The 15,623-nt window shown below is 38.7% G+C and carries 16 protein-coding genes and 1 pseudogene; 3 read left to right on the top strand and 14 right to left on the bottom strand.

Going from position 1 to position 15,623, the window contains the following annotated elements; translation table 11 throughout:
- Nucleotides 1-12 precede the first annotated feature (12 nt).
- The 11 genes from LF822_RS17710 to LF822_RS17760 all read right to left on the bottom strand — a co-directional run bounded on the left by LF822_RS17710 (nucleotide 13) and on the right by LF822_RS17760 (nucleotide 9,427).
- On the bottom strand, nucleotides 13-1,863 hold the full coding sequence (locus tag LF822_RS17710) for a pLS20_p028 family conjugation system transmembrane protein (protein WP_253925402.1): 1,851 nt from the start codon (nucleotides 1,861-1,863) through the stop codon (nucleotides 13-15).
- 21 nt (nucleotides 1,864-1,884) lie between these two features.
- Nucleotides 1,885-4,425, bottom strand: coding sequence for a VirD4-like conjugal transfer protein, CD1115 family (locus tag LF822_RS17715; RefSeq protein ID WP_253925403.1), 2,541 nt, complete (start codon nucleotides 4,423-4,425; stop codon nucleotides 1,885-1,887).
- A gap of 13 nt (nucleotides 4,426-4,438) precedes the next feature.
- Nucleotides 4,439-5,548 carry a hypothetical protein gene (locus LF822_RS17720; RefSeq protein WP_253925404.1) on the bottom strand — a complete coding sequence of 370 codons (1,110 nt, stop codon included), beginning with the start codon at nucleotides 5,546-5,548 and terminating at the stop codon, nucleotides 4,439-4,441.
- A 15-nt stretch (nucleotides 5,549-5,563) separates the two neighbouring features.
- A complete protein-coding gene (locus tag LF822_RS17725) occupies nucleotides 5,564-5,827 on the bottom strand; it encodes a hypothetical protein (RefSeq protein WP_253925405.1) in 264 nt (87 codons plus the stop codon).
- Nucleotides 5,828-5,843: 16 nt separating this feature from the next.
- Nucleotides 5,844-6,038: a hypothetical protein gene (locus LF822_RS17730; RefSeq protein WP_253925406.1), complete on the bottom strand. Its 195-nt coding sequence runs from the start codon at nucleotides 6,036-6,038 to the stop codon at nucleotides 5,844-5,846.
- Between the two features lie 66 nt (nucleotides 6,039-6,104).
- Nucleotides 6,105-6,542 carry a hypothetical protein gene (locus LF822_RS17735; RefSeq protein WP_253925407.1) on the bottom strand — a complete coding sequence of 146 codons (438 nt, stop codon included), beginning with the start codon at nucleotides 6,540-6,542 and terminating at the stop codon, nucleotides 6,105-6,107.
- Nucleotides 6,543-6,962: 420 nt separating this feature from the next.
- A complete protein-coding gene (locus LF822_RS17740) occupies nucleotides 6,963-7,199 on the bottom strand; it encodes a hypothetical protein (protein WP_253925408.1) in 237 nt (78 codons plus the stop codon).
- 12 nt (nucleotides 7,200-7,211) lie between these two features.
- Nucleotides 7,212-8,237 (bottom strand): DnaD domain-containing protein, encoded by a 1,026-nt coding sequence (locus tag LF822_RS17745; protein WP_253925409.1) that lies wholly within the window; start codon nucleotides 8,235-8,237, stop codon nucleotides 7,212-7,214.
- Nucleotides 8,238-8,250: 13 nt separating this feature from the next.
- The gene (locus LF822_RS17750; RefSeq protein WP_253925410.1) at nucleotides 8,251-8,742 is read right to left on the bottom strand and encodes an XRE family transcriptional regulator; all 492 of its coding nucleotides are present in this window, start codon (nucleotides 8,740-8,742) and stop codon (nucleotides 8,251-8,253) included.
- Nucleotides 8,743-8,842: 100 nt separating this feature from the next.
- On the bottom strand, nucleotides 8,843-9,166 hold the full coding sequence (locus tag LF822_RS17755; protein ID WP_253925411.1) for a helix-turn-helix domain-containing protein: 324 nt from the start codon (nucleotides 9,164-9,166) through the stop codon (nucleotides 8,843-8,845).
- Nucleotides 9,167-9,427 carry a helix-turn-helix transcriptional regulator gene (locus LF822_RS17760; protein WP_253925412.1) on the bottom strand — a complete coding sequence of 87 codons (261 nt, stop codon included), beginning with the start codon at nucleotides 9,425-9,427 and terminating at the stop codon, nucleotides 9,167-9,169.
- Nucleotides 9,428-9,594: 167 nt separating this feature from the next.
- Between LF822_RS17760 and LF822_RS17765 the strand changes: the two genes are divergently transcribed.
- Nucleotides 9,595-9,996 carry a helix-turn-helix domain-containing protein gene (locus LF822_RS17765; RefSeq protein ID WP_253925413.1) on the top strand — a complete coding sequence of 134 codons (402 nt, stop codon included), beginning with the start codon at nucleotides 9,595-9,597 and terminating at the stop codon, nucleotides 9,994-9,996.
- Nucleotides 9,997-10,206: 210 nt separating this feature from the next.
- Here the strand turns inward: LF822_RS17765 and LF822_RS17770 are convergent, their stop codons facing one another.
- Together LF822_RS17770 and LF822_RS23170 are read right to left on the bottom strand one after the other, a co-directional pair.
- The gene (locus LF822_RS17770) at nucleotides 10,207-11,040 is read right to left on the bottom strand and encodes an SRPBCC domain-containing protein (protein ID WP_253925414.1); all 834 of its coding nucleotides are present in this window, start codon (nucleotides 11,038-11,040) and stop codon (nucleotides 10,207-10,209) included.
- 278 nt (nucleotides 11,041-11,318) lie between these two features.
- A pseudogene (locus LF822_RS23170) lies at nucleotides 11,319-11,501 on the bottom strand (aminoacyl--tRNA ligase-related protein); the annotation flags it as partial.
- 216 nt (nucleotides 11,502-11,717) lie between these two features.
- On the opposite strand from LF822_RS23170, the gene LF822_RS17775 reads away from it, so the two are divergent.
- Nucleotides 11,718-13,286 carry a spore germination protein gene (locus LF822_RS17775; protein WP_253925415.1) on the top strand — a complete coding sequence of 523 codons (1,569 nt, stop codon included), beginning with the start codon at nucleotides 11,718-11,720 and terminating at the stop codon, nucleotides 13,284-13,286.
- A 17-nt stretch (nucleotides 13,287-13,303) separates the two neighbouring features.
- Complete coding sequence (locus tag LF822_RS17780) at nucleotides 13,304-14,443, top strand: Ger(x)C family spore germination protein (protein ID WP_253925416.1); 1,140 nt, start codon at nucleotides 13,304-13,306, stop codon at nucleotides 14,441-14,443.
- Nucleotides 14,444-14,481: 38 nt separating this feature from the next.
- On the opposite strand, the gene LF822_RS17785 is transcribed toward LF822_RS17780, so the two are convergent.
- On the bottom strand, nucleotides 14,482-15,576 hold the full coding sequence (locus LF822_RS17785) for a GerAB/ArcD/ProY family transporter (RefSeq protein ID WP_253925417.1): 1,095 nt from the start codon (nucleotides 15,574-15,576) through the stop codon (nucleotides 14,482-14,484).
- Nucleotides 15,577-15,623 lie beyond the last annotated feature (47 nt).

Consider the following 15,623-nt stretch of genomic DNA (forward strand, 5'->3'; position numbering starts at 1 on the left):
ACGCGAACAAAGTTAAGATCCCTGTCCGCGTTTCTTGATTTTATTTTTCCAGTTTTCCGTGGTATTTCGTGATAAATTGTACGTTCGCTTAGCCCCCTGTACCTTTCTGTTAGTTTGAATGCTTTCCTTAGCTTGGTCCCTGACGTATTGACTAATGGTTCTCTGCTCCGTTCTGTGCTGATTAGGCATCGGTATCTCATCTGTAGTTGTTGGAGCTTTTTGATGTGATGGTGTGGTTCCTTGATCTTTCTGAACATCATGATTAGGGTTCTGTTCTGTTTGTTCTAAAGGCTTTCCATTGGACCCTGAGTTTTTATTTTCTCTCTTTCCCTTAGTAGCACTTGCTTGTTGCTTCCCTTGACTCCCTTCATCATGTGAAAGCTGATGGTTATTTGAATAAGAGGAAGGTTGCTGCTTTTCTTTGCTCATTTCTTGAGGAGTAGAATTCATGGATGTCCCAGATAAAGTGGACCCTTTACGAGAAGGTGAACGGCCTCTCTGGGAGGAATCCATTGGACTAGGTTCATGCTTTTTCTGTCTCTCCTCCTGAGTTCTGTTACTCTTTGTAGGACTAGCCGTTTGCTTATTTTGTTCAGATCCCTGTGACTTCCCTTTTGTTTTACTTCCTGCCATTCCTGCAACAGCTCCTGCTGCCCCAGCTCCCGTATTCATAACGGCACTAGCTCCTCCACTAGCGATAGCGCCGGCTGCTTTCTTTGCAGGTGGACCTAACGTTTTCGATGCTAAGTAACCCCCCATAGCCACATGCCAAGCGTTCTTCAATCCAGCATCTATGCCAAAGAGCTTCTGAACGATATTCGGTCCATCAATTACAGCTAGACTCCCAGCAATCAATGCCACTAAATAACCTATTCCTTCAAGATTTTCACCAATAAAGGTGGTGTAATACATATACACCCGCAAACTCAAGAAAATCATAATAAGCGAAGCAAAAATACTACCAATATTCTTGATGATCGCTTTTAATCGTTGCCCTGTCGAGATGTCGGCATAAGCCATAATAAGAGCCACAATGTGATTAAATCCAAGTTCAAAACATAACTTGGCGATTTTAATGGATATGAGAATCATCGTAAAAGCCATGACTCCAAGTGTCACGATGGCTGTAAACCAATCGACATGCCATCGGTAATAATTTTCAGGCAAGAAGTCAAATAAACCACTTTTGCCTAACTCAACTAACCCTTCTTCCCCGTTGGACTCTAGGCCAACTTTATTCATTATTATCTCTTTTCCTTCAGAGGAAAGTTGATCGCCATTCGCCTTTTTAAACTCCCTGGTAATGGTCTCGTTTATAGAAATTTTATCTATAGAGTTGGGACTAACATGATGTTGGTTTTCAACATCTGGGCTTTCCCATCCTGTTTCATCGTAAACGGCGATATCCGTAATATAGTCGGTCATCACTCGGTCGGAAGTTGTAAAGGAGTCAGTGTTCACCTGGGCTACATTCACTGCATCCCCAGTAAAATCATTGACTTGTCCCATACCAAACGTCAGTAGACTAATAGTCATCACGGAGATAAAAAGGTTCATTGGTAGATCGGCACGATTTTTCTCTTTGTTAAAAATCAAACGAAAACCGATCATCGCTAATGAAATAGCTAACAGTACGTAAAGCACAGGTTGAATGGTATCTAGAAAATTTTGGACTGGTTCACTTAAGAAGAAATCTGTTAACGATAAGACACTGTCGACCATGCCTTCTAGGCTATCTACGATCATCTTCAGAAATAATATAATCCCCCAGCCCATGATCCGTAAGCCCGATATAAAAATATTATTCGTTGACAAAACCTCTGAAAACTCCAGCAATTTCTCTAATAGCTCTTCATCAGACATCGTTTCACCCCCTTTCAAGCATTACTCACCTTGAATCATTTCTTTTGGCAGATCCTCTTGCTGTTTTTTTAATTTGTCAATCTGTTTCCGGATATGACCATACACTTGACGATTGATTTCCTGCCCATCTCCTAAAAGTTTAATAAGGTAAAGGAAGACCTCCATTGGCTCCTGATCCATCTCTTCCTTACTATGATGTAAAAGGGGTGCCACGTGTTGATGAACCATATGAAGGGTGCTCTTATCAAAAAATTCTCCTACCTTTTGTTCTTTCCAGGGTTCTCTTCTTTCACTATCTTCAACAAACGGACCATTTTCAGCTTCACCAGATGCCTTTTCCACGTTGTTTTCCTTCTCCGTGACTGGAACGGAATGGTTATAAAAATCAATGACTAACTCTTTTGGATTAATATAACGGTGTGGGGTGTGTATTTCTTCTTCAGTGATGGACCGGCTCGTATCAAAATACTGACTTAAATAAGTGTGAGCATACTTCATACTGTGTTTACCGGTATTGTATATTGGAAATGCTCGTATTTTTCTCCCCTTCTTATCTCGCCTCATTAATACACGACGGACTACCGTATCTCCTTCCTCTAATTCTTGAAGTTCGTTCGCTGTTAGAAGATCTCTGCCTTCCGTACTTTCTGTTTTCGACTTATCTAAAGAGAAAGTGGAGCCTGACCGTGTTTGCGTATTCAATGTCCTTTTCCCTAATTTAGATGAGAAAGAAGAGGCCGAATCATAATCGGCACTGAGGATATAAATCTCATTCCCACAATTCCCTCGAATCGTAGCCTGTCCATCTTCCCCGTACAGATCCTTTAATTGAGCATAGGATTGAACAACTAAGTGAAAACGTATATTTCTTCCCAGACAAACAGTTATTTTATTGTCCATATCGGCTATCGCCGGCATATTACCGAATTCGTCCAGCATAAAAACCACTTCACGCAAGCATTTCTGCCCCTTTGCTATGGCTGCATTTTTGGATAACACATAATACAACTGGCTTACAAAAATAGAAGGTATCGCATGAGTCGATGTATCGTAATCCGGGGTAACCATGAAGATAGCTATAGGTTTCGTGAAGTAAGTAATCCGTTCCACTCTAATTTCACTTTCGGAAAGAGAAGAGGAGGAAAAGTGAACCTCTCCCGTATCCTCATTAACTTCCTTCACCGTAATCATCAATTCACTTCCCTGCTTTTCTTCATAATTTTCCTTTTCATCTTTCGTTTGATTCCGTCTTTGCTTAGAAGAAACGGGTTCTTTATCTTGCTCAACAGTTAAGATGTCCCCTGGTTTCAACTTCGATGAAAAGTTAATCGTCCAGGTTCCACTCTCTCCTGATTGATTGGTTTCTTTCACACCATCAGGGAATGTGACAAATACTTTTGAAAAGGGAGAACCTTGGCCTTTAATAAATTGACCAAAGCCTACTTTCTTCAAATCTAACGAGTTCTTCGCTGTCATCTTAGCGGTTTCGCTCATCGTAAACTTCGTTAACCCATTCATTGCCGTTGTAAAAATGCTGGATCGTGTATTTCCTTTAGAGAAATTACTCGTCGCATACTGCTCTTTCGCTACATGTGATTGAGGTAAGCTTTGGAAATATTGATCCAGCGCGTTATATTCTTGACCATCTTCATCGATGTCATTTTTCGTTCCTAATTCAGATAACATATTAGCAACGGTGTACATCGTGATTTTTTCTTCTGTTCCTTCTGATATGCTCTTCTCTGTAATCGCAAGGATCATCGCATTTACAAGAGATTTAGCTGAGTCATCCCACATAGGCTCTTTCGCTTGTGGATTGTGATAGAGCATGTGAGTGATCGTTTCACATAGTGTTTGAGCTGTCGAATAATCACCATCTTGATAGGATTGTTTGACTAGTTCTAGCAAGTTAAAGCTCATGCTTTGCATAGGATTCATTAAGTTAAGAACTTCTACTTCATACCCTCGTTTTTCAAGGGTTTCACGGCTAGAAGCAAACAGTTCCCCTTTGGGATCGTTCATCACTAAAGATGGCGGTTTCTCCGCCCGAGAATAGGCATCGATTGTGGGAATCACATACGTTTGTCCTTTCCCACTTCGTGTTGTCCCAATAATCAAGTTATTGACGGGTGACGGATCAATATATGCGCTCTCTCCTTTGCGAGCTAATACGGGACCCCCTTGTCCAGGATAGGATTGACTCCGATCAGGGATAGCTTTGTATTGTTGGTGAATTTCTTTCCTTGTAGCAAATCGCTGGGATCCTTTTTCATCCGTTCCCACTGGACTAAAGTTACTGCGAAGTTTATAAATCATATGAGCGATACCGAGGAGACTTAGTAAAGCCGCCAATCCGTAGAAATACGGCTGGTCCTTCACATGAAAATCTGTGAAATACGATGCTTCAATCACTAACGGCTGGTTAAATTCCGGAAATGTTTGTAAGGTCGACCACATGGCCAACCCTAGATTCCAAATAAATGTGGCCACAAGCATCGTCACCATAAAAAAACAGATGCTTAATGGGATAAGCACCTGCTTTTTAGCGATGATCGATTTCAAAATAATCGCCCTCCTATATATTATTTTGTTGAGTTTTGAATTCGTCTTTTTCTCCTTCTAAAGCATCGATTTTATCTTGGTCTTCATTATCTGATTGTTTCTCGGTTTCTATTTGACTGTTCAGTTTCTTTAACTGTTCTTCCAACTCTTCATATTCATTGATTTTTTCATTCAAATCATCATTTTTAGCCTCACTAGCCATTTTCTTCGCTTCTTCTAGTTGATCTAGTCTCAAGTAGGCCATCCCTTTTTCCTTATAAAGTTCAGCTGACATTGGCAACTTCTCGACGTTGATCGCTTTTTCATACTCCTCTGTGTGGAAAGCTACCTCAAAAGCGCCGACTGGACTTGGGTGAGATTTTTGAAATTCCTTGGTTTCATCCATTCCGTGGATGTCCATCACTTGACTAGCTAGGAATGAAGCTGTTTTCTTTTCTGCATACTTGAGAGCTTCCTTATACTTCTTTTCTGAAACTAGCATGTAAATCAGGGATTTTTGTTCAGATTCACTTAGTTCTTCTTTATCTTTCAAATGGTTCACAGCTTCATCCCTATCCCCCTTCAACGCTGTTTCGTATGCTTGTTTCATTGTTCTTACCTCTGTCAGCTCTCCATTCGCGCTATTTAATGCCTTCGCATGGCCACTTACCAATACGGCTAACGCAATTGAAATCGTAATGGTTAGGACAAGCAAACTTACCAAAGAAATAGCAAGAACCTTTCCACGTTTACTCGTTCGATTCCATGTAGAGGATTTCTCCGTATTCTTTTTCACTAATTCCGTAACATCCATTTGATAATTCGTCGGCGTATGGGATGTTAATTGTTGCAGGAGAATGTCCCTTTCCGTTTCATGTTGATGATTTCTCATGGGGAGCTGCACAAGCTTCTGACAGATATGGTCGTAAATGTTTGTGGTATCTTCCGATCCAACAACATACGTCCCACTATACAGTTTATCTCCCTCTTCATTTGATAGCATAAAATCGAGATGTACCGGTTGCGCATTCTTTTTCTTCCATTTCTTATCAAGATCTGCTGTCTTTTCTACGACTTCTTCAAAAGAGTAAGGGTGAAAACTGGCAATCTCTCCGTCTAACTTCAACGTGAATAATACTCTCATTCGCATATCGCTCCTTTAAAAAACTACCTGGCTATCAATGTATTGAGCAATAGCTGTAGCTCCCATTAGAACCACAAGACCTACTGCACCACCAATAAACCAAACAATAGAACTCTGACGACCTCGAACGCCTCCCCAAATAAGATGATAAGCTCCAATTCCAAAAGCAATGGCAGCTGAAATAATACCAAGCAACTGCATAGCTGTTAGTATTGAAGCACCCGTAGATTGAAGATTACTAATAGCAGAAACCATGTAATAATCAGTTAGAAACTTCATTATAGATACACTCCTCTTAAAATTTTTCGTTTTCTTTTTCTTCATCCATCCCTTTATAATGCAGCAAAGATTTCATAACAACGTCCTGATTCTCTTGAATGTACTCTTGGTGTTTTTCATGTAGCCAATCATTGTAAGATTGGTCTTGAATAGTTAACAGCGTTTGTACCAAGTCCTTCGATTGTTTTAGTTCACGATTCGTCGCTCCCATTGTTATCACCTCCTTTAAAGAATTTTGCGCATAAAAAAAGAAGCGATCAATTAAAGATCACTTCCGTTATGATGCATTATCGTCAATAAATTCTTGCAAAGCTTTTTCCTTACTATCTTCTGAAGGAAAATCAACACTTCTTAAGGAAACATAGTCTTCTAATTTTCCATCCTCATAAAAGCCCAAAGTCTCAAACTGGATGCCCTTTAACCCTAAGTCGTCTGGCTTTAAATTATTATCTAGCATCGCTGAAGACTTAGCATTTATTTCTTTCACACTAATCGAATTAATCTTTTCTTCAACTAATTCAATCTTTTCTGCCCGATCTTCCTTATCCTCCGTATTATTAAGTAATATAAAGGCTGTATCATTTTCTTCAATGTGACTTCTCATTTCTTCTGGTGATAAAGACTCTACTTGACCTGTGGCTCCTTGAGCTCCACAACCTACAAGAATGATTGCCAATATTAAACCAGAGAAACCACTGATCCAATACTTTTTCATCAGACCATTCCCTTCTCGAGTGAACTGTATAACGATTCTAACACCTACTTAAATATAAATCCACATCTTGGAAAAGAATCCTTATTATATAAGTGATTGTTTTTGGCTAGATACAATCAACCCTATGCAGACCCACTATATTAATCAAATCTGCAATGCACAACGTTTCTAGCATATACGAAGAACTTTATGTATCTAGGTTTTACTATTAAAAGTTTCATCGGCAGTATCCTCACTTCAAATAGAAAAACCATCATTGATACAACGCTTATCTGGTCACTAGATGCGTTTCACGTGCCACGCACCGAACGATTATCGACAGCCAGGAAAGTTCTGTGACCTTTCTTTTCCTAACGTAGATATGTAGTTTTCAATGTTCAATAAGTGCTATTATTTAAGCACGTATTAAAATCGTTACATTTATTTGACGGGCATAAGCTCACTCTTAGGATTTTTTCGTTTAGCAATGGTTTTAAACCGGTCATTCTTTACAGTTCGAATTCGATAATAGATACTGGCAAGTTTTTCAGTTGCTCCATGTCGATCTATTGCCCAAATACCGTGCACATCATACCTTTTTCCTTCAAAGGTTTTAACATTGGCAGCTTGTGAAGCAATATCATAATAAGCAAAGTGCTCTTTATTTAGTTTCGCCATAGTACTACCTCCTCAGTTTATGTTTCCAACCACTCTAAGCTTCAAGTGTTCTAATAAAACATCGATAGCTGAACATCTCCCTTCTCGAATAGAAGCAATATCTACCTCAGAAAGATTATACTGATGATTAATGGAATCAAGGATATTCTCTCTCGATCTATTTAACTTAATCGATAACTCAATGGTTCGAGCAATATCATCGACGCTAGGTTGTTTACTTATATCCTCCTTTTCTTGCTCTTCACGACTTTTAAACCATTCTGGCACCACTTCCTGATTGGAGTGCCTTTTAGAGAATGTTCCGTTGTTACTCTTTCTGTTTTTATATTCAACTTCTTCAGCCTCTGCTTGTTCTATTGTTTGAATCCCTTTATTTATCCAGGACTGAAGGATACTTTTCACGTACCCCCATGTTGGTTTATTACGATCCAGGGAGCGCTTCATAGCTTCCACCACCAATGGATCTCCAAGGTCCTCACTCCAGTTCATTACTTCTTTTGAGATTTGAGGACCTATAATGCCAAAGTTGTTTTGATAAAATTCAATGGCCTCACATTCCATTCGTTCAGAAGCAGTTGTAGTAATAAATTCTTTTACATTCTTAACTTCTTTAAGTTCTCTACCATTCTTGTATGTGTCTTTTTGCTGTCTATCTGATGACGAAGTGTTGTTCTTTTGCTGGTTATCTGTTGTTGTTTTGTTGGCGTAATCTTCATCGTTAGATTGATAAATTGCCCAGTTTTCAACGGTTATGACACTATATTTGTTGGTGGAATGAATAGTGATTACATCATCTTCCTTTAACATTTTTAAGTAATCACGAACCGTCGATTCATTCATGTTCAATTCAGAAGCAGCCTTTTTACGACCAAATATAAATTGTCCTGGTTCAAGTTGAACTTTTTGCCTACCCACTCTTGACTCAGTATTTTTATGACTTGCTTTCGTTAAGCAATAGATAAAGATTTTTAACATCTTTTCATTATCAAAGATTTCACTATGAAGTATCTTTCGATGAAGCTTCAGCCAGCCTTGCATTCTTTCACCTCTTTTACGATTTACCAGCTACATAGCCTTTTGATTTTAAATCATTATGATGGTCTTTCCATATCTTCAACCAGCTAATATCGTACGTTTCACATACCATCGATAAATATAAGGTTGAGAAATGCACAATTTTAGCAACTTCCTTAGTTGACTTATAGATATCTTGTTTTTCCATAGAATTTGTACTAGCTAGATCTTCCTTCAACTTAACCTTAGAGACTGTTTCAAGCGCTCTTTCTAACTCTTGCAGTAATATTAATTGTAAAAAGAATCTATCGTTCTTGGCATTTTGACCGTCTAGGTACGTAATCCCCCACCCGATATATTCATTGACTGCCTCAAGTGCTAGCCTTGGATTGTTGTATTTTTCCAAAAAATATTTAGTAGATACTGGAGGTATTTTTCGTTCTCCCCCTTCTTGCTTTGAGATGTACTCTCTAGACTGAAACATATCTATTGCTAATTGCTGCTGTGTTTTATTTATTCTTTTCCTCATTTCCTTCATGAGCTCTGCAGACTTACTATATTTAATGGGACTCACCCCTTCGGTTTGTACCAGTAATTATATTTTGTTGACTTATCATAGATTCATAGAGTTATATCACACCAAAGTTTCTTTCCGGAGCAATATTACTAGTCACATCAACATGTTCTCTAATCCATTTAATTACTAAATCTTTAGGATAAAGTGTACGTCCTCCTACATGAACTTTAGGGAAGTCTTTACGTTTCAAAATGTGAGCATCCAATGATTGTACACTAACATTAAAAACATATTCAGCTAGCTTCGTACGATCCAATAAATAAGGCAATTCATTTTCTTTGTGTACATCTTCTTGCGCCTTTTTTGCAATGTCATAAAAGATGTCGTACACTTTATTATTAAATTCAGCCTCGGGTTGTAATTTTGCTTCAAACAATTAAATCAATTCCTTTCTTTGATTGGATTTTAATTTCCCCAAACTATTTGTATGAGTATCTTGTACTTTATGGCCAAACAAAAAATGGACATCTTTTCCCAAAACCTCTGCTAAACAAATAGCTACTTTGAGAGTTGGAGTTGAATATCCATTTTCCCAATTAGCCACACTTTGCTTTCCTTTATATCCCAGGCATTCTGAAAGTTGAGTTTGGCTCATGTTAGCTTGAACTCTTGCCTCTTTTAAACGTTTATTCTTCATTATTTCACCTCCTTAGTATGAATAACTTGTACTTAAAGTATATGTACAAGTTTCTTGTATGTCAACACTAAAAAACAAGTTTCTTGTACTTTAGTTAAAAATATCTATAAATAAGCAGAAAAATGGTACAATAATCTTGTACATGAAAAAGTGAAAGGATCCTAAAAATGCTCTCACAAAGACTTAAATATTCAAGAAAAACAAAAGGGCTTACTCAGAGTGAATTAGCAAATAAGATTAAAACTACAAAGGGTACAGTCAGCAACTATGAAAATGGTTATAGTACACCTTCAAATGAAATGCTTATTAGTCTTGCTAATGCATTAGATGTAAGCGTTGATTATTTATTAGGTAGATCTGAAACTACTGTGAAAGAACCTGAAAAAAATGAATACGATACTATCAATGAAATAAATAAGCTCATGGATAAATATGGGGTTGAAGATGCCGCATTCTTCGATTTAGAAAAGTGGAAGGCCATGGGGCCCGAGCAAATTCGGGAATTGGAAAGCTATTTTCAATATTTGCTACGAAAATCTAAGGAGCTAGAGGATAAGGACAAGGAATAAAACACGCAATCTAAATTACTGTAAATACACAAATAAAAAGCAGGCAAACTTCCATGTTAAAGTTACCTGCTTTTATTATTTGATTTAGTTATACGATTATTTTGCACACCTTCATATTCTTTATTCCAGAAAAGCTCCCTTTACTTGATGACTTGAATTCAAGGTATCATTTAGTAGACCTTAAATTTAATATTGTTATAACGAAAATATTTACCCTAGAAGAGCATTCATCTCCACTAACGCATAGGTCCATTTATCTCTTGCTTGATTCCTCTTATCCACATCTGATAAAGATGAGCTACTTTCCTGTAAAACTACTTTAGTAACGTTGGGTTGAGTCTCAATGAACTCTAAGATAATTTCTGAATTTAGTGTTTTGTCAGGTGACATTGGTCCTTCATAAATCCAGCTTTTTTCAATGCGTTTATTTTGTTCAATTACCTGATATTCTCCAGATTCAGTATGCATCCCTGGGAATGCCTCGACTTTATTTGTAGCTAAACGAAATTTCCCCCCTACACGAACGTCCATTTCAACCTCGGTAAGTCCAAACAACTCCTTGAGTACTTGGGGGGATGTCCATGCTTTAAATAGAATTTCTGGTTTATATCTGTATTCTCTGTTTACTTCTATAGTATAGATATTATCTGTTTCTTGCCAAGTCATTACTTCCCACGTATAACCGTCTATATCTTTAAAAAGGCCTGTATAATATCCCCAATCATCTGCATTGCCTTCTTTGGTAACCGTGCCGCCTGCCTTGCCAGCACGTGAAAGAATGAAATTTACCTCCTTAATATCTTTAGCAGTGTGGCTAAAAATAACACTACAAGTGTTTAAATTGTCTTCATGCTGTTGAGTCATCTGAGCGAAGCCTGAACGCTCATATAAAACCAAAGACATTTCTCCTTCTAGAAAAAAAGCCACATGATCTTCCCCCGATGAAATTTTATCTTCAGGAAGATCGAACACTTCTTTGTAAAATCTGGTGGACAGGTCTAAGTTTCCGACGGGAATTGTTACAATATCAATTTTTGGGTTCATTATTATCCCTCCTTACTTAGGTATTCAATATACACCCTTTTAGTCCTTTCTTTTCTTAACAATCTGGCCCCTCACATAAAGAAATCACCAATTTCGAAATCGCCCCCTCGTTAACTGAAGAATTGTATTAGGTGTTCTATAAGATACATGGGGTAGAGTCCTTAAAGAGTAAGTAGGGTATAAAGTACAATAACTGCCATTAAAGGCTTTTATTTTTAGTTTTATCCTCTATTCCTACCTTTGTTAAGAAAGCTTCAATTTCTTTAGTTCTATATCCCAATGAATCCAAACACGGACCGGTGAATAACCACTGGACGAACTTTTTCATTATGTTCATTAATCTATTCCAGATCGAATTTTTCTGGCATTTGAAAATCCAGCTGTACGGTTGCCCATTGATGGCTCCTATTCAGAGCGTCTTTTATGTGAATATCAATTTTAGGACCGTAAAAAGCACCGTCCCTCATTCAGTCTAAAATCATAACTAAATTTCTCACTTAAGGTAATACAGTAAACGCCCTTTATATTGAAGATAAAAGTTCAACTAAATATTTCCGTGGAGTAGTAATTGATCTAAGGAAAATAAGCGGATATCCTGTAATTTACTTTTATGTATGAGATATAACTTTTCAGGGACTACTAAAATTAACTAAGTATATATGTATTTGGAGGTAGTTATGTTCAGATTCAAACGTCATGGAAAAGGTAAACCTTCTCAACATAAACAATTAAAAAAACTTGAAGATGAGCATCAACAGGCAAAGGAAAATTTAAGCAAACAATTAAGGGTGAATGAAGAGAAGCTTCAAGAAGTTTTCAAAAATTGTTCCGATGTGGTTTTTCGCTATGTAAAAGGACAAGACGGAGCCTTATTTTTAGTTGTCTATATGGATGGGATGATTAGCTCGCAACTTCTCGATGAACATATACTGAAAGGACTTATGCGTAACCCCCATCCTTCGGAAGTAGAGGATTCGAAGGTTTGGAGTGATCAGCTAAATATTTCCGTGGGCCAATCTAAAACGCTCTCTACTTTCGAACAAATACCTAAAGAAATCGTAAGGGCCAACGCTATTGTTTTAACAGAGGGACACGATTCGGCATTGGCTTTAGATATCAAAGGCTGGGACAAGCGGGCATTAGAAGAACCTTCTGGTGAATCAGTCATCCGAGGGCCAAGAGAGGGATTTTCGGAAACGTTTCGTGTAAATACTACTCTTATCAGAAGAAGGTTGAAGACCCCTCGTTTAAAGATTGAAATGATGAACTTAGGAGAATTGAGTCAAACCGATATAGGCATCGTTTATGTTGATGGTTTAATTAATCCTTCTGTTCTTACTGAAGTAAAGAAGAGAGTAGAGCGAATCAAAATTGATGGAATATTAGAGTCTGGATATGTTGAGGCCTTTATTGAGGATGCTCCCTTTTCTCCATTCCCGACCGTTCAACATACAGAGCGACCTGATACGGTGGTTTCTGCCTTACTGGAAGGAAAAGCAGCGGTTATCGTAGATGGAACGCCATTTGTTTTAGTGGTTCCCTTTACTTTCTTTGGAGGGCTGCAAGCCTCTGAAGATGCTTATGAGCGTTTTATGTACGGGACAGCTATTCGCTGGGTAAGGTACTTGCTGTTCACGATTGCTTTATTTCTGCCTTCTGTGTATGTAGCCATTATTTCTTATCACCCTGAGATGGTTCCTTTCAATCTTCTTTTAAGTTTTGCAGCGGCCCGGGAACCCAGCCCATTTCCTACAATCATCGAAACACTAATGATGGAAATTATATTTGAATCCTTACGAGAGGCGGGGATCCGACTTCCCAAACTAGTCGGTCCTGCCGTTAGTATTGTAGGAGCCCTGGTTTTAGGAGAAGCAGCTGTTCAAGCAGGGTTAGTAACGGCCCCGGTTGTTATTGTGGTAGCTGGGACAGGCATCGCATCGTTTGCTGTTCCTGGATATAGCCTTGGCTTAGCTTATCGTCTCCTGAGGTTTCCTATGCTTATTCTAGGGGGAGTTTTTGGACTCTTCGGTGTAATGGTGGGTGCTTTAGCCCTCCTCCTTCATCTAGTCAGCCTGAGATCTTTTGGCGTTCCTTATTTAGCCCCGATGGCACCACTGGTAGGTACAGGGATGAAAGATGTACTATGGAGAGCCCCTGTGTGGATGCAAAGGGTACGTCCCAAGCTGATCGTCGGTCGTACCAGCTATCATATGCCAAAGGGACAAAAGCCGGGCCCTAAAAAATAAACGTGAGGTTGGGACACATGAAAAGAATATGTATTGCAGCGTTGCTCTCTTTAATTTTCTTAACTGGCTGCTGGGATTCAATAGAACTGAATGATCGAGCCATCGTTCTTGGGGGAGGAATGGACCTCGATGAGGAAGGCCAGTATGTTTCGAGCCTTCAAATAGCGATCCCTTCTAAATTCGGACAAATCAACCAAAGAGGAGGAGAAGCACCAGAACAGAGTGTTCTAGTAAAGGCTGCAACTGGAAAAACAGCCTTCGATGCTAGACAGAACATTCAAAATAAAGTGGAACGAAAGATATTTCGGCTTCAGCAGCAATCTTTTTTTGCAGGAGAAGAGCTTGCAAAACAAGGACTCAAAGAAAGCATAGACATGAGATTACGTTACAATGATTTTCCTGTTCGGGCCAACTACTCTGTGGTCAAGGGAGGAAGGTCTGTCGATTTGTTGACGAATACCAGTGATCTGGAAGTGGCCACTTCCCTTTCTACAAACAACATTCAAAAACAGTTTGCTCAAGGTGTGACCACTACATTTCTTGATTTCCAAAAAAGAATGTATGGTCCAAGCAATCCCGTCCTCACAGCCTGGGAAATCCAATCTTCCCCAGGTTTATCAGGTCCGGAACAGAGTGTAGACTTTTATGGACTAGCTGCATTTAACAAAGAGCTGCAATTGGTCGGCTACCTGAATGAAGACGAATCGAAAGATCTTCTGTGGATACAAAACAAACTAGAATATATTGCTCTTGTAATCCCTTATGGTGGCCAAGATCAAACAGCGGGGCTTCGCGTCCAGGATCTAAAAAGAAAGATCTCCCCAAAAGTTAAGGACGGGAAAATGCATCTTCACGTTCAATTAGACGGGAAAGGATCCGTACAGGAAAACAACACCAACTTGGATTTATCTGCTTCAAAAGATGTGGAACGACTGGAAAAAGAAGCGGAGAAATACTATCAAAAAAGAGTAGAAGACATGATTGATAAAGTACAGTCTGAATATCAGACAGACATTTTAGACTTTGGGTTAACACTTTTTAGAAAGCATCCACAAGAATGGAAGCAAGTGAAACAGAATTGGGAGGAAATTTTTACAGAAACAGAGGTTACTGTTGATGTAAATATAAAGATCCGGGATGTAGGGTTAGTCACTTAATAATCAATTAAAAGAGTAACCCCCATAAAACCTAGGGGTTACTCTTTAACGCGTTTATGACGAATCGTGGATACAACAAAAAGTAAAAAGGGAAGAATGATAAATAATACGAACCATACATAGCGATTCACATATTTAAAGGATAATTCGTAAATATGTTCGATCACATTCTCAGAAACCGTAAGCCCTATAAAGAGAATGATAATCATAGCAGGGATAATCATGGGACGATAATCCTTCATTCTCGTCAAATATTGAATCGCAATCAGCCCAGCTGCTGCTTTAATATAAAGCTTGAAGAAGATGGTAGTCGTGAAATAGATCACCCCAAAAACATTTAAATTATTGATAAAATCAGCAACATCGATGACTTGATGCAAATGATAAATGGGATAAATGTTTTGCATATACAATTCTTCACCAAATGCTGAAATAGTTAACCCAACACTTAGCGCGAGTAAAACCCCGGATATAAGTGAAGCGATCAACGTCACTTTCAGAATACTTTTCGGGTTACTAGCTTGGGTCCAAATCATAGCAAGCGCAATCGTTTCTCCGTAAGTCTGAAGAATTCCTACAGGAAAGGTGGCCTTCCATACTCGGGAAAAGCCTTTTTCCATGAAAGGTAAAAAGTTATTAAAATTAAGTATTTGAGAACTAAACAGCAGAATGATTTCAATCCCAAGGAGAAACATAAGGAGCGGAAAAATGATCTCTCCCACCCGGGCCAAAGATTCAATCCCTAAATACAAACCGAAAGCCACTAACACCAGGAAAAGGGTATTGAACATTATAGGAGGGGTGGTTGGCAGCAAAGTCGTTGGTATCAAATCTCTGAGATCACCGACAATCCTTCCTGCATCAAATAAAAAGATGAGAGGATAAAGCCAGGCAAGGGGAATACCGATCACTTTTCCAAAATGATGAGGAAACCATTCCACGAGGGTGAGCCCTGGATTCATTTTCATTAAGCCTATATACAATAGAATTAGTATGGATCCCAAAAAGCTTGAAAGTAAAGTTGCCAACCATGCATCTCTTCCAGCTTCTGTACCGAATCCAAAAAGTGTGGTCGTCCCAATCTGGAACATGTACGTTAGGATAAATAACTGATATGCAGAGATTTTTTCCATAAGATAGCCTCTTTAAAAGTAGTGTTACTAACATCCTTTCCCCTCAC

It is taken from the genome of Halobacillus sp. A5, assembly GCF_024189315.1.
In the GTDB taxonomy this organism is placed as follows: Bacteria; Bacillota; Bacilli; order Bacillales; family Halobacillaceae; genus Halobacillus_A.